The organism is Aquabacterium sp., assembly GCF_004297345.1.
Classification (GTDB): Bacteria; Pseudomonadota; Gammaproteobacteria; order Burkholderiales; family Burkholderiaceae_C; genus Aquabacterium.
Map to the genome: position 1 here is coordinate 1 of NZ_SCTN01000506.1, position 14,575 is coordinate 14,575.

Below are 14,575 nucleotides of genomic sequence, written 5' to 3' on the forward strand. Positions count from 1 at the left end.
GGTCGTCAGTGCCGCAACGGCTGCGGTGTTCAGGGCGCGCACGCCGGCCGTGTTGATGGCCGAGATGTCTGTCGTTTCGATCGCGGCAACTTGCGCCGTGTTCAGCGTGGCAATGCTGGCCGTGTTGAGTACACCCAGTTGCGTCGACGTCAGTGCCACAACCTGGTCGGTGGTCATGGCAGCGATTTGCGAGGTACCCAGTGCAGCGACTTGCGTTGTGCTCAACGTGGCGATCTGCAGGGTGTTCATCGCACCCACGGCAGACGATGTCAGCGCACGGATATCGGCCGTGTTGATGGCGCTGATGTCATTGGTCTCGATCGCGCCAATCTGCGTGGTGGTCAGTGCGCCGAACTGCGTCGTGCCCAACGATGCGATCTGGGCCGAGTTCAGCGCCACGATCTGATCGGTCGTCAACGCGGCGATGGCGGCCGTGCTCAGTGCACGGGTGCTGGCAGTAGACAGGCCTGCCAGATCGCTGGTTTCGATGGCGGATACCTGTGCGGTGTTCAGCACAGCGGCCTGAGACGAGTTCAGCGCGGCAACCTGAGCCGAGCTCAGCGCCACGATCTGGTTGGTATCCAGCGCGGCGACCTGGTTGGTACCCAAGGCACCAATCTGCGCGGTGGTCAGCGCGGCGGTTTGATCGGTGGTCAACGCAGCGATGGCGGCGGTGCTCAGCGATCGGATGTTGGCGGTGTTGAAAGCGACCAGGTCACTGGTCTCCACAGCCGAGATTTGCGCGGTGTTGAGCGCGCCAACCTGGGTGGTGGACAGGGCACCAATCTGCGCCGAGTTCAACGCCACGATCTGGTCTGTGGTCAAAGCTGCAACGGCAGCGGTAGACAGGGACTTGATCGCCGTCGTGTTGAAGCCAGCCAGATCGCCGGTTTCAATCGCCACGACCTGGGTGGTAGTGAAGGAGCCGATCTGCGCGGTATTGAGCGCACCGATCTGCGCCGAGTTCAGCGCCACGATGTCATTGGTGTTCAGGACCGCCGACTGGTTCGTGCCCAGCGACGCAATCTGCGTGGTCGACAGCGCCGAGACCTGATCTGTGGTCATGCCGGCAATGGCGGCCGTGCTCAGGGCGCGAACGTCAGCCGTGTTGAGGCCGGCCAGGTCGCTGGTCTCGATGGCGGCGACTTGGGCCGTGTTCATGGCGGCAACCTGGCTGGTGCTCATCGCGCCAATCTGCGCCGAGTTCAAGGCCACGACCTGATCGGTCGTCAGGGCGGCCGTTGCAGCCGTGCTCAGCGCGCGAGCTTGCGATGTGGTCAGCGCCTGTACGTCATCCGTACCCAGGGCTGCCACTTGTGCCGTGTTGAACGCGCCGATCTGCGCCGTGGTCATGGCACGCAGGTCAGCCGTCTCGATGGCGTTGGCCTGATCGGTGGTCAAGGCGCCGATCTGATTGGTGTTCAGCGCGGCCAGTTGGGCCGAGTTCATGGCCACGATCTGATCCGTGGTCAGGGCATGTACAGCGGCGGTGTTGAATGCGGCGATGGCGGCGGTGCTCAGCGCAGCCAGATCACCCGTTTCCATGTTGGCAACCTGATTGGTGTTCAGGGCGCCGATTTGCGTCGTGCTCATGGCCACCAGTTGGGCGCTGGTCAGGGCCACGATCTGGTCGGTGGTCAGGCCTGCCACGGTGGTGCTCGTCAGCGCGCGCACGTCGGCCGTGTTCATGGCCGCAATCTGGCTGGTGCTGAGTGCGGCAATCTGGTTGGTGTTGAGCGTGGCCACCTGGGCGGTGTTCATCACGGCCAGGTCGGCGGTTTCGATGGCGCCAATCTGGTTGGTGTTCAGCGCGCCAACCTGCGTGGTGCTCAAGGCGGCTACCTGGGTGCTGCTCAAGCCTGCGATCTGCTCTGTGGTCAGTGCGGCCACGGCAGCCGTGTTCAGCGCGCGAACGCTCGCCGTGCTCATGGCGCTGATGGCGCTGGTGTCAATGGCGGCGACCTGGGCGGTATTGAGCGTGCTGACCTGGTTGGTGTCCAGTGCAGAGATCTGCAGCGTGCTCATGGCCACGACCTGGTCGGTCGTCAGCGCAGCCACGTCGGCCGTGTTGAATGCGCGGATAGCGGTCGAGCTGAGCGCCGACATCTGCTGTGTCGTCAGTGCCCGGATCTGATTGGTGTTGAATGCCGCGATCTCGGTAGACAGCATGGCTGCCAGATCGGCGGTTTCAATGGCCCCGACCTGATTGGTATTGAGCGCAGCAACCTGCGTGGTGGCCATGGTGACCAACTGGCTGGAGGTCAAGGCCGCAATCTGCTGGGTATCCAGTGCATTGATGGCAGCGGTGCTCAGCGCCCGTATCTGCGCCGTATTGAGGCTTTGCAGATCCGTGGTCTCCAGCGCAGCAGCTTGCGACGTGCTCATCACACCAATTTGCGTGGTCGACAAGGCACCGAATTGCGTCGAGGTGAAGGCGGCAATCTGGTCGGTCGTGAAAACCGCCATGGACGCGGTGGTCACACCCTTGAGGTCGGCCGTTTCAATGGCTTGAATCTGCGCGGTCGTCAGCGCCGTGATCTGGGCTGTCGTGAACAAGGCCCAGTCTGCCGTGGTCAGGTTGGCGATGGTTTGCGTGGACAGAGCCGCAACCTGGGCCGTGGTCAGCAGAGGAATCAGAGAAGCCATTTTTTAACCCCTTGTGGTCCTCTGGTCCTCGGGGCTGCGCTTCACGATGTGGCAAGCACCCGATTTCCAGAGGGGAAAATCCGATCTGGTCAGAGGCTATGCGTGGGGCACAACCTCTGATGCGCGAATAAGCCGGGGTTCAGCAAAGCGTTTCCGAACCGCGGGATTCTCCGCACGACATCGGGTTATCGGGAAGGGGGCAGGGGGCTTGAGCCCCTGGTGGCACCCGAACGCATCCCAGGGTCTATACCGGGGTGCAAAGCGCGTGAAACATCACGACTTCTTGTCCGTTTTCAGGACTATTTCAGCGATGCTGTTACAAATTCGAGCGCTTGGGGAGGCGCTCAAGGCAAAGGCGAAACCTGGCCTTGTAGTCCCAACCAATGTCGGGCGACATCAGCGAGATGTTGAGGGTCTCCACTGGAGAATAAGTGGATATTCCCGGCGAATTTGTGATCGACGCCCTGTTCCTTCCCTGCAGTCGCACGGTGGGCGCAAAGGCGGGCCGTGTGTTGAGCCACCGCCTCGGCGGTGTCCATGATGGTTACATCTGAGCCCAAGGCGGCCTGAAACAGCGGTGCAACGAAGGGATAGTGCGTGCAGCCCAGTACGACGGTATCGACCTGGGCTTCGCGCAATGGTTGGGCAAAGCGCTCAACCAGATCACGCAGCGCCGGGGTATCGAGTTGCCCCGCTTCGATTTCCTTGGCCAGACCCGGGCAGGCTTGCGGCACGATGACGGCACCTTGCCCGTGGCTTTCAATCAAACGTTTGTATTTATCGCTGGCCAGCGTGCTGGGGGTGGCCAGTACACCAATGCGCTTGTTGATCGATTGCGCCGCGGCAGGCTTGACGCCTGGTTCCACGCCAATGATGGGTAATCCGGGATGGGCATGCCGCAACACGTGAATGGCCGCTGCCGTGGCCGTGTTGCAGGCGACCACGATGGCGTCCACTTGCCGATCAGCCAGGAAGTCGCAGATGGCCCGGCTGCGCGCCACGATGAAGTCCACATCACGTTCGCCGTAAGGGGCGTTGCCCGAGTCGGCAACGTAAGTCAGGTCGGCTTGCGGCAGGCGTGCGTGCAAGGCCCTCAGCACGGACAGGCCGCCCAGGCCGGAGTCGAATACGCCGATGTGGGTATGGGCGCCCTCGAACAGAGGGGCAATTGCATCAGAGGCGTGATGGCCAGAGGCGGAGGCTTTTGTCACAAGACAAGAAAACGAGGCAAACAGGGGTACGCGAACGAGGGGCGCGGGACAGAAGTCGCATATTGTCATGCGATTGAGTCTGCATTTGTGGTCCAATCTCCCTAGTTCGCGTTAGAATCGAACGATCGTGCTTTTTTGGGCGCGGCAAACTTTTTACTTAACTCTTCCTCATGACGCAGGAGAACATCGCATGAAGGTTCTGGTTCCGGTCAAGCGGGTTGTTGACTACAACGTGAAGGTTCGCGTGAAGTCCGACGGCTCTGGTGTCGACATCGCCAACGTCAAGATGTCCATGAACCCCTTCGACGAAATCGCCGTCGAAGAAGCCACCCGCCTGAAGGAAAAGGGCGTGGTCACTGAGATCATCGCCGTGTCCATCGGCGTGTCGCAATGCCAGGAAACCCTGCGCACGGCCATGGCCATTGGTGCCGACCGTGGCATCCTGGTTGAAACCGACGCTGACGTGCAACCTCTGGCCGTGGCCAAGGTGCTGAAGGCGCTGGTTGACAAGGAAAAGCCTGATCTGATCATCCTGGGCAAGCAAGCCATCGATGACGACAGCAACCAGACTGGCCAGATGCTGGCTGCCCTGGCCAACCTGCCCCAAGGTACCTTCGCCTCCAAGGTGGAAGTCGCCGGTGGCAAGGTCGCTGTGACCCGTGAAGTGGACGGCGGTCTGGAAACCGTGTCGCTGAGCCTGCCAGCCGTGGTCACCACCGACCTGCGTCTGAACGAGCCTCGCTACGTCACGCTGCCCAACATCATGAAGGCCAAGAAGAAGCCCCTGGAAACCGTGAAGCCGGCTGACCTGGGTGTGGACGTGGCCCCCCGTATCAAGACCCTGAGCGTGGCAGAGCCTGCCAAGCGTTCCGCTGGTATCAAGGTGGCCGACGTGGCTGCTCTGGTCGACAAGCTGAAGAACGTCGCCAAAGTGATCTGAGGAGATAACCCATGACCGCTCTCGTTATTGCTGAACACGACAACAACAGCATCAAGTCCGCCACCCTGAACGTGGTGACGGCTGCCAAGGCTCTGGGTGACGTGCACGTGCTGGTGGTTGGCTCCAACGCTGGTGCCGCTGCCGCTGCTGCTGCTCAAATCGCTGGTGTCTCCAAGGTCTTGCACGCTGACGGCGCCCAGTTTGCCGACGGCCTGGCCGAGAACGTGGCTGCCCAGGTTCTGGCTGTGGCCTCTGCCTACAGCCACCTGCTGTTCCCTGCTACTGCTGCTGGCAAGAACGTGTCGCCTCGCGTGGCCGCCAAGCTGGACGTGGCTCAAGTGTCGGAAATCACCAAGATCGTGTCGGCTGACACGTTCGAGCGTCCCATCTACGCTGGTAACGCCATTGCCACAGTGCAATCGGCTGACGCCGTGAAGGTGCTGACCGTTCGTGGTACCGCTTTCGACGCTGCCGCCACCACCGGTGGTTCCTCTGCTGTTGAATCTGTGGCTGCTGTGGCCGATTCGGGCTCCTCGACCTTCGTGGGTCGCGAAGTGACCAAGTCTGCTCGCCCTGAACTGACTGCTGCCAAGATCATCGTGTCCGGTGGCCGTGCTCTGGGCTCTGCCGAGAAGTTCAACGAAGTCATGTCGCCTCTGGCTGACAAGCTCAACGCTGGCCTGGGTGCTTCCCGCGCTGCCGTGGACGCTGGCTACGCTCCCAACGACCTGCAAGTCGGTCAGACCGGCAAGATCGTGGCGCCCCAGCTGTACATCGCTTGCGGTATCTCTGGCGCCATCCAGCATTTGGCCGGTATGAAGGACTCCAAGGTGATCGTCGCGATCAACAAGGATCCAGAAGCACCGATCTTCCAAGTGGCTGACTTCGGCCTGGAAGCTGACCTGTTCACGGCTGTGCCTGAACTGATCAAAGCCCTGTAATCACAGGCAAATTACGGGATAATTCATGACAGACGGTTTGTCTGTTTGACATACCCGCCGGGGGCGTCTTTCGAGACGCCCCCTTTGTCGTTTATCGGAGAAAAAAGATGACTTTCCGCGCCCCAGTCAAGGACCAACTCTTCTGCATGAAAGAGCTCGCTGGTCTGGACAAGATCGCCCAGATTCCCGGCTTTGAAGATGCCGGTTTTGAAACCGCCCAAGCCGTGCTGGAAGAGTCGGCCAAGTTCAACGAAGGCGTGGTGGCTCCCCTGAACTGGAGCGGTGACCAGGATCACGGCTCGTGGGACAACGGCGTGGTGCGCGCCTCGGCAGGCTTCAAGGAAGCCTACAACGCCCTGGCCGAGGCCGGCTGGCAAGGCCTGCAGCAGCCCGTCGAATACGGCGGCCAAGGCTTGCCCAAGACCATTGGTGCCGCTTGCATCGAGCAAACCACCGCTGCCAACCTGAGCTTCTCGCTGTGCTCCATCCTGACCGGTGGCGCCATCGAAGCCCTGCTGACAGCTGGTAGCGACGAGCTCAAGACCCGCTACATCCCCAACATGATTTCCGGTCAATGGACCGGCACCATGAACCTGACCGAGCCGCAAGCCGGCTCGGACCTGGCACTGGTGCGCTCCAAGGCCGTCAAGCAGGACGATGGCACTTACCGCATCTGGGGCCAGAAGATCTTCATCACCTACGGTGAGCACGACATGGTCGAGAACATCGTCCATCTGGTGCTGGCGCGTACCCCTGACGCGCCCGAAGGTGTGAAGGGCATCTCGCTGTTCGTCGTGCCCAAGTTCATGGTCAACGAAGACGGCTCGCTGGGCAAGCGCAATGACGTGTTCTGCGCCTCCATCGAAGAAAAGCTGGGCATCAAGGCTTCGCCTACTGCTGTGCTGGTCTACGGTGACAACAAGGGTGACGTGGGCGAAGGCGCCATCGGCTACATCGTGGGCGAAGAAAACCGCGGCCTCGAGTACATGTTCATCATGATGAACGCTGCGCGCTACGACGTGGGCGTGCAGGGCATCGGCGTGTCCGAGCGTGCTTACCAACACGCTGTGGCCTATGCCAAGGACCGCGTGCAATCGCGTCCTGTGGACGGCTCGCAGCCTGGCTCTGCCGCCATCATCCATCACCCTGATGTCAAGCGCATGCTGATGACCATGCGTGCCCTGACCGAAGGTGCCCGTGCCATGGCCCTGGTTGGCGCTTCTGCTTACGACACGGCCCATCACCACCCTGACGCGGCCATCGCCAAGCAGGCTCAGGCTTTCTATGAATTCCTGGTGCCGCTGATCAAGGGCTTCAGCACCGAAAACTCGGTGGAAGTGACCTCGCTGGGTGTGCAAGTGCACGGTGGCATGGGCTTCATCGAAGAAACCGGTGCAGCGCAGTACTACCGTGATTCGCGCATCCTGCCTATCTACGAAGGCACGACTGCCATTCAGGCCAACGACCTGGTCGGTCGCAAGACCTCGCGTGACGGTGGTGCCATGGCCAAGGCCGTTGCTGCCATGATCGCTGACACCGAAGGCCAACTGACCGCACGCAACAGCGCTGCAGGCAAGAAGCTGGCCACGCAGTTGAAGGCTGCTCGCGAGTCCTTCCTGCAAGTGGTGGACTTCGTTGTGGCCAACATGAAGACCAAGCCCAACGACGTGTTTGCCGGCTCCGTGCCTTACCTGATGTTGACCGCCAATCTGGTGGCTGGCTGGCAGATGGGCCGTTCGCTGATTGCCGCCGAAGACAACCTGGCTGCTGGCAACGACGCACCTTTCATGGAAGCGAAGATCGTGACTGCTCGTTTCTACGGCGACCACATTCTGGCTCGCGTTGCTTCGCTGCGCGACACCATCCTCACAGGTGGTGAAAGCGTGACGGCCCTGTCGCTGGACGCTTTCTGATCGCGCAGCTTGTTCCGTCTGAAAACCCGCCGGCAGGCGGGTTTTTTTTGATCAGAGCGCGCTAGTCATTTGTCTGATCGGCATCTTTTGTCGAGATTGGCTGGATATCCCCCTTGCTCCAGGGGGTGGTGGTTCTTTACTGTCTTTTACACTTCAAGCCGTCAATTCCTGACTGATTTTCCTAGTGAGTTTGTATATGAAAAAAATGATTTTGGCTGCTGCGGTGGCCATGGTCGCGGGGAGTGCATCCGCTCAAGCATATGTTCAAGGCGCATTTGGCCCGACCAATCTGGCCGTGGATTGCGCTGGTACATCTCATTGTGACAAAGACGACTACGGCGGCAAGCTGGTCGGCGGTTATGCAGTGAACCCCAATATCGCGATTGAGGCAGGGTATGTGAACTTTGGTCAGGCCACCGCCAATGTGTATATGAGCTATTACGGCTTGGTTGATCTGACGATGGAGTCTCGTGCGTTTTATATTGGGGGCGCATTTCGCGGTGATTTTTCTTCGCAAGTTGCCGGGGTAGCTCGTCTTGCGGTCGCCCAGGTGGAGACCAAGAGCGTCATTCACAACTCATATGTTTCTGGCTCTTCGTCCAAAACCAAGGCCAATGCACTTTTGGGTCTGGGTCTTGAATTCGCATTGAACAAACAGTTCAAGTTGACAATTGATGCTGACTTCACCCAGTCTCCGATCGCTGAAAACAATGAGACAGCAACCCTGCGCCTGATCTCGGTGGGTGGCCGCTACAGCTTCTGATCAGCGTTGCTCGCATCCATGTAGAGGCGCCCCACGGGGCGCCTTTTTTTCTTTAGTGCACTGTATCCTTGGCGAGGGCGCTTTTGCGCAAGCCAACGGAGCCCATTTCCCATTGATAACGAGGAGACAAAGACATGGCACTGCCCGATGTACTCAAACGCGTTCCCTTTCCCGTCATTGCATCGCCGATGTTCATCATCAGCACGCCCAAGCTCGTGATTGCCCAGTGCAAGGCCGGTGTGGTGGGTTCGATGCCCGCGCTGAACGCACGCCCCGCAGCCCAGCTGGACGAGTGGCTGGCCGAAATCACCGAAACACTGGCCGCCTACAACGCAGCCAACCCGGACAAGCCCGCAGCACCGTTTGCGATCAACCAGATCGTGCACAAGAGCAATGACCGTCTGGATCACGACATGGAGATGTGCGCCAAGTACAAGGTGCCCGTGGTGATCACGTCTTTGGGGGCTCGCGAAGACGTCAACCAGGCTGTGCACGCTTGGGGTGGTGTGGTCATGCACGACGTCATCAACAACAAGTTCGCCAACAAAGCCATCGAAAAGGGCGCTGATGGCCTGATCGCTGTGGCAACAGGTGCTGGTGGCCATGCTGGTACAACCAGCCCGTTTGCGCTGATTCAAGAGATCCGCGAGTGGTTCACAGGCCCGGTGGCACTGTCTGGCTCCATCGCGCATGGCCGCTCGATCCTGGCTGCGCGTGCCATGGGCGCTGACTTCGCCTACATCGGATCGGCGTTCATTGCGACTGAAGAGGCACGTGCCGTTGAGGCCTACAAGCAGATGATCGTCGACAGCAACAGCGCCGACATCATCTATTCCAGCAAGTTCACGGGCGTGCACGGTAACTACCTGCGTCCCTCCATCGTGAACGCCGGCATGGATCCGGACACCCTTGGCAATGGCGACCCCAGCCAGATGAGCTTTGGCAGCAAGGATGGCGGTGATGCCAAGGTCTGGAAGGACATCTGGGGTTGTGGCCAGGGCATTGGCGCGATCAAGCAGATCGTGCCGACAGCCGAGCTCGTGGGCCGCCTGAAGGCTGAGTACGAAGCGGCTCGCGCGGAACTGTGCAAGGGGTGATCAACACCTTGTGAATTGAGCCCGCTCGGCGTGCGATCAGTGTGCGCTGAGCTTGAAGGCAATCATGGCGCGCAGCTTGTTGGCCACCACCGGCTTGATCAGCAGGTGGAAGTTGTACCTGCGTGCTTCGTCTTCATGCCCAGTCATCGTGCTGCCTGTGACCATGATGGCCGGCAGATTGGGGCCGAACTTGGCGCGCATCGCCTTGATGGCATCGATGCCGGTTTTCTGCTCTGGCAGGCGGTAGTCCACGATCAGCAGATCCGGTGGTGTCTCTACCTTGCTGGCCCATTCGGTCACGGCCTCAACCGTGTCGAAGGCGCTGACAGTGGCTCCCCATCCCTTGAGCAAGACCTCCAGCCCTTCCATGACGGCGATTTCATCTTCCACCACCACGATGTGACGGCGATCCAGTGTGACACCCAGGGTCGCCTTGCTGGGCGCCGCAGCCGGTTGAAGGCGTGGCGCACGCCCTACCGGCAGCATCAGCGTGAACACAGTGCCGTGGCCAACGCGTGAACGCAGGGTGAGCGGCGCATCCATCAGGTCAGCCAGGCGCTTGACGATGGCCAGACCCAGCCCGAGGCCTTTGCGGTGATGGGGTTCGAGCGGGCGGTTGCTCTGCGTCTGGTAGAACTCTTCGAAGATGCGGCTTTGCTCTTTTTCCGTGATGCCGATGCCGGTATCCCAGATCTGAAGGCAGAGTTGTTCGCCTCGACGGCGGCAGGTGACCAGTACGCCACCGTCCTCAGTGTAGCGAATGGCGTTGGAAACCAGGTTGCGCAGGATGCGTTCGACGATCAGCGGGTCGGCATAGACGTGGTGCTGATCGCCACGGAAATTGAGCATCAGGCCTTTTTCAAAGGCGTTGGGCTCAAACGTCAGGCGAATGCGGTTGAACATGTCGCCCATGCAGAAATGCTCGGGCTGGTTGTCCACGCCACCGGTGTCGATCTTGGTGATGTCCAGCAGTTCGCTGAACAGGCCTTCCAGCGCATCAACCGAACTGTTGATACTGTTAACCAGATGCGCCACTTCGGTGTCTTTGCTGCGCTGGCGCAAGGCTTCGGCGAACAAACCCATGGCGTGTAAGGGTTGGCGCAGATCGTGGCTGGCTGCCGCGAAGAACTGGGTCTTGGCGCGATTTGCCAGTTCGGCCTGGCGTTGCGCCGCTTCAGCTGCGGCCATTTCGCCCTTGAGCTGGTTGGCAAGGTTCTGGGTGTGCACCCGCAGGCTGACCATCTCGCCAAACACGTTGCGAAAACCCCGCCCCAAAGCGAGGGCGCACAGCAACACCAGACAGAGGATGCCGGCAATTTGAACTTCCCCTTGGCTGTTTTGCAGCGCAGAGCGGACGATCATGGGCAGGAAATACACCCCCATGCACAGCATGAACAGCCTGGGTTGCGACGCCATATTGGGTACCGCACCCAGCGCCAGCGAGTAGATCGTCAGGATCATGGCGGTGCGTTCCGAGGGGCCTCCATACTGATAGAACAGCATGGACGCCACGCTCCATAGTATGACGCCGACGAACATCCCGATATTCCAGCGTCTCAGCCAGAGTTCGCTGTTGGCTTGGCCTTGAAGCACCGCGCGGTCATAGCTCAGCAAGCCTGCGAATCGCACCGACCATGTCAAGGCAAAAGCCAGCGCCCAGGCGCCCAGCAGGCCGTGCGGCGCATGAGCCCAGTACACAGCCACAAACACCACCATACCCAGGAAGTGGGCCATCAGGGCCGCGCTGGTCTGGCGGTAGACCAGCCGGGTCGTATCTTGCGTCAGCGCGGCATCACTGGGCTGGGGCAGATCGGCGTAGGCATCGGCCTGTGCCATGGTTTGCGTGGGCTTGGCTGAACTTGCCTGGCTGCCAAACGGTGTAGCGGGGAGGGCGCTCATGGTGAATCAGCCTGTAAGCTGACGATTCAGCGCGCGCGCCAGCCGCCAGCGGGGCCCGACGGCGCGACGACTGAGCCGCTTTGCTTTTGCAGGATCTGGCTTACAGCGATCACGGCCTGGGTACGCGAGCTGACGCCCAAGGCGCGCAGCACGGCTGCCACGTGGTCTTTCACGGTCTCGACAGACAAGCCCAGTTCACGTGCGATCAGCTTGTTGGGTTGCCCCTTGAGCAGCAAATTGAGCACGTCGGACTGACGAGGGGTCAGGCCGAGTTGCACGAGTGAAGGCACGGTCTGGAAGGACGAGAACGTGGCTTCACGCTGAACCTGCTGGATGTGCGGTGAGCTGCTGAGCTGGGTCATGTTGTCGGCACCCATGCTCATGGGGGGGACGTAAACGCCGCCAGACATGACCTGCTGCAGCGCATCGAACAGGGTTTCGTTGGTCGCCCGCTTGGGGACGAAGCCCATGGCGCCCATGTCGATGGCGCGGATGACGTCGCTGGTGCGGTCCGAGGCTGAAATCACGACCACGGGCAGCGCAGGGTATTTGCTTCGCAACTCGCCCAGAAGGTCAAAGCCATCTTCATCGCCCAGATGCAGGTCCAGCAGGACCAGGTCGTAGCTGGGGTCATTGCGCAGGGTTTCGCGCGCGACGCGGCCGCTGTCTGCTGCAGAAACGGTGACGTTGTCGCCCAGGCCCTGAATGACGGACTGCAGGGCTGCCAGGATCAGCGGGTGATCGTCGATCAGCAATACCTTCATAAAAACTCCTGAATCGTGGTGGCAGCCGGCCAGTACCCGCCTGAATACTTGTCTAGGCGTGAACTTTCTCCGTTATTTGAGGCTTTGGCCGCTTGAGATTTTCGGATCATAGGGGCAAGCCGGGTAAAAAAGCCCCGACACCCCCATGTGTGTGAACCAGGAAAGCCGCGTTGAGCACCGTTGTCACGTCCCGTCCCAATGAGGCTGAGGCCAGACCGGCTTCGCCTGTGGTGCCGCCTGTCATGGCGTCTGCGCCAGTGAAGGCTGTTGTGGCCGACGCGCCGTCAGAGTCTCAGGCTGTGGCGTGCCTGCAGGCGTTCCTGGCAGAAAAGGATTGGACGACGGGGGCGGCTGCGTGGGTCACCCTGTTGAATCAGCAGTTGAAGTGCCACCGTGTCGCGCTGGGTTGGGTCAGTGGGCAGTCCTTGCGCTTGCGCGTGTTGTCCGATGGCGTCTTGCTGGATGAAGGCGTGGCCTTGCCTGAATTGCATCAGGCGATGCTGGAGGCCGCCCACCAGCAGCAAACCCTGAGTTGGCCCCTTGCGTCAGATTCGAAGCATGACCAGTCCAAAGCCATCACGATGGCCCACCAGACCTTGTGCCGCGTGCAAGGCTTGTCTGGCGTGGTAACTGTGCCATTGGCTCAGGATGGCGTCGTGCTGGGCGCGTTGACGCTGGAACGGACGGCCCAGATCGATCCCTTGCGGCCGCTTTCTTTCGAACAGCAGCACGCCACAAAGGGCTTCACTGACGCCGAGTTGGGCTGGGTGGCGCATCTGGCCGAGTTGATGTCGCCCGCCTTGAGCTTGCGCTATCGACTGGAGCAGCCCTGGTACGAGCGAGGTCGAGGCTGGGTGGAGTCCTTGCGCTTGCGTCTGGCCGATCCGCGTGAACGCGCTTTGCGTTGGTCCGTCCTGGCCTTCTTTGGGATCATGTCGTTCGGTATCGGCTTGCCATTGCCATATCAGGTGACGGCGTCGGCGCGCCTGGAAGGTGCTGTGCAGCGCGTGATGAGCGCGCCGCAGGATGGCTTTTTGCGCGAGGTGCATGTTCACGCTGGCGACGTTGTCAAGGCGGGGCAGGTTCTGGCGGAGATGGCGGACGATGATCTGCAGAACGCATTGCGCGCCCGAGTGGCTGAAGCCAATCAGCATGAGAACGCTTTCGCGGAGGCCTTTGCCAGGGGTGATCGTGCGCAAGCGGTGATTGCCCAATCGAAGCTCAGCGAGACGCGCGCCCAGATGGCGCTGCTCGAACAGCAGATCGCGCGCTTGAGGATCACGTCGCCATTTGATGGTGTGGTCATCGCGGGTGATCTGCGCCAGCAATTGGGGGCGCCACTCAAGCGCGGCGACAACATGCTCACCTTGGCGCCCGGGTTGGACTGGCGCGTGGTGCTGGAAATTGATGAGACAGATATCGCGAGCCTGGACAAGGGGCAGATGGCGCGCTTGCGTCTGGCTGCCATGCCGGATCAGACCATCGGGTTGATGCTCAACAGGGTGATGCCCGTGGCCAAGACCACGCCCAATGGCGTGCGTTACGAAATCGAGGCCATCCCGACTGGGGCGGGTGCCGGAGCGCGGGGCTTGCGTCCTGGCTTGCAAGGTGTGGCGCGCATCGACATGCCGCCTAGGCCTTTGTTGTGGCGCATGGCTGATCGGGCCTGGCAATGGCTGCGCATGCAGGCCTGGACCCTGCTCTGAGCGAGGCAGCTCATGCAGGACGTCCTGATCTCTCCCTACTGGTACCGTATCGCGCCTTTGCACCCGCGCTTGCGCCATCACGTGAGTGTGCGCATGCAGCAGACGCGTGGCCAGGCCTGGTACGTGCTGCACAACCAGGCGACAGGGCGCTATCACCGCGTGAACGCGCAGGCGTTTGAGTTGGTTGGGCGTCTGGACGGCCGGCTGACCGTGGATGAAATCTGGCAATCGCTGTTGGCACAACAAGGTGACCAGGCCCCGACGCAGCACGATGTGATCCGCATCCTGGGGCAATTGACTGATGCGGGCCTGGTGCAGGCAGAAGTGACGCCGGATGTGCGCCAGATGATGGACATGGGCGAGGAGCGCTTGCAGCGGGACAAGCGTTCGCGGCTCAACCCCTTGTCATTTCGCCTGGGCTTGTTCAATCCCTCGGCTTTGTTGGAGCGGCTCTATCCCTATTTCAAGAGCCTGTTTTCTGCTCGCGTATTGATGGCCTGGGTGGGGTTGATGCTGCTGGGCTTGATGGGGGCCTGGTTCAACTGGCCCGAGTTGAGGGACTATGGTCGCGCCCATTTCATGACGCCGAGGTTCCTGGCCATGGTGTGGGTGATGTATCCCTTGATGAAGGCGGTACATGAGTTGGGGCATGCCTTGATGCTGAGGCGTTTCGGGTGCGAAGTGCCTGAGGTGGG

11 protein-coding genes are annotated in these 14,575 nt (G+C 60.8%); 7 read left to right on the plus strand and 4 right to left on the minus strand.

Features of this window, described 5'->3' with window-relative positions; all coding sequences use genetic code 11:
* Together EPO09_RS19545 and murI are read right to left on the minus strand one after the other, a co-directional pair.
* A partial coding sequence (locus EPO09_RS19545; protein WP_367200095.1) for a beta strand repeat-containing protein occupies positions 1 to 2,646 on the minus strand: 2,646 nt, incomplete at its 3' end.
* A gap of 344 nt (positions 2,647 to 2,990) precedes the next feature.
* The gene (gene murI, locus EPO09_RS19550) at positions 2,991 to 3,857 is read right to left on the minus strand and encodes a glutamate racemase (protein WP_290645789.1); all 867 of its coding nucleotides are present in this window, start codon (positions 3,855 to 3,857) and stop codon (positions 2,991 to 2,993) included.
* A 190-nt stretch (positions 3,858 to 4,047) separates the two neighbouring features.
* On the opposite strand from murI, the gene EPO09_RS19555 reads away from it, so the two are divergent.
* The 5 genes from EPO09_RS19555 to EPO09_RS19575 all read left to right on the plus strand — a co-directional run bounded on the left by EPO09_RS19555 (position 4,048) and on the right by EPO09_RS19575 (position 9,511).
* Entirely contained in the window at positions 4,048 to 4,797 is a 750-nt protein-coding gene (locus EPO09_RS19555) for an electron transfer flavoprotein subunit beta/FixA family protein (RefSeq protein ID WP_290645791.1), read from the plus strand.
* A gap of 11 nt (positions 4,798 to 4,808) precedes the next feature.
* On the plus strand, positions 4,809 to 5,738 hold the full coding sequence (locus tag EPO09_RS19560; protein WP_290645793.1) for an electron transfer flavoprotein subunit alpha/FixB family protein: 930 nt from the start codon (positions 4,809 to 4,811) through the stop codon (positions 5,736 to 5,738).
* A gap of 107 nt (positions 5,739 to 5,845) precedes the next feature.
* Positions 5,846 to 7,651, plus strand: coding sequence for an acyl-CoA dehydrogenase (locus EPO09_RS19565; RefSeq protein WP_290645796.1), 1,806 nt, complete (start codon positions 5,846 to 5,848; stop codon positions 7,649 to 7,651).
* 196 nt (positions 7,652 to 7,847) lie between these two features.
* Positions 7,848 to 8,414, plus strand: coding sequence for an outer membrane beta-barrel protein (locus EPO09_RS19570; RefSeq protein ID WP_290645797.1), 567 nt, complete (start codon positions 7,848 to 7,850; stop codon positions 8,412 to 8,414).
* 134 nt (positions 8,415 to 8,548) lie between these two features.
* Complete coding sequence (locus EPO09_RS19575; protein ID WP_290645799.1) at positions 8,549 to 9,511, plus strand: nitronate monooxygenase family protein; 963 nt, start codon at positions 8,549 to 8,551, stop codon at positions 9,509 to 9,511.
* Positions 9,512 to 9,547: 36 nt separating this feature from the next.
* Here the strand turns inward: EPO09_RS19575 and EPO09_RS19580 are convergent, their stop codons facing one another.
* Together EPO09_RS19580 and EPO09_RS19585 are read right to left on the minus strand one after the other, a co-directional pair.
* Positions 9,548 to 11,410 (minus strand): hybrid sensor histidine kinase/response regulator, encoded by a 1,863-nt coding sequence (locus EPO09_RS19580; RefSeq protein WP_290645801.1) that lies wholly within the window; start codon positions 11,408 to 11,410, stop codon positions 9,548 to 9,550.
* A 26-nt stretch (positions 11,411 to 11,436) separates the two neighbouring features.
* Positions 11,437 to 12,174, minus strand: a complete 738-nt coding sequence (locus EPO09_RS19585) for a response regulator transcription factor (RefSeq protein ID WP_290645803.1) — start codon at positions 12,172 to 12,174, stop codon at positions 11,437 to 11,439.
* A 170-nt stretch (positions 12,175 to 12,344) separates the two neighbouring features.
* Between EPO09_RS19585 and EPO09_RS19590 the strand changes: the two genes are divergently transcribed.
* Together EPO09_RS19590 and EPO09_RS19595 are read left to right on the plus strand one after the other, a co-directional pair.
* Complete coding sequence (locus EPO09_RS19590) at positions 12,345 to 13,880, plus strand: HlyD family efflux transporter periplasmic adaptor subunit (RefSeq protein WP_290645805.1); 1,536 nt, start codon at positions 12,345 to 12,347, stop codon at positions 13,878 to 13,880.
* Positions 13,881 to 13,892: 12 nt separating this feature from the next.
* The coding region (locus EPO09_RS19595) for a PqqD family protein (protein WP_290645807.1) at positions 13,893 to 14,575 on the plus strand (683 nt) is incomplete at its 3' end.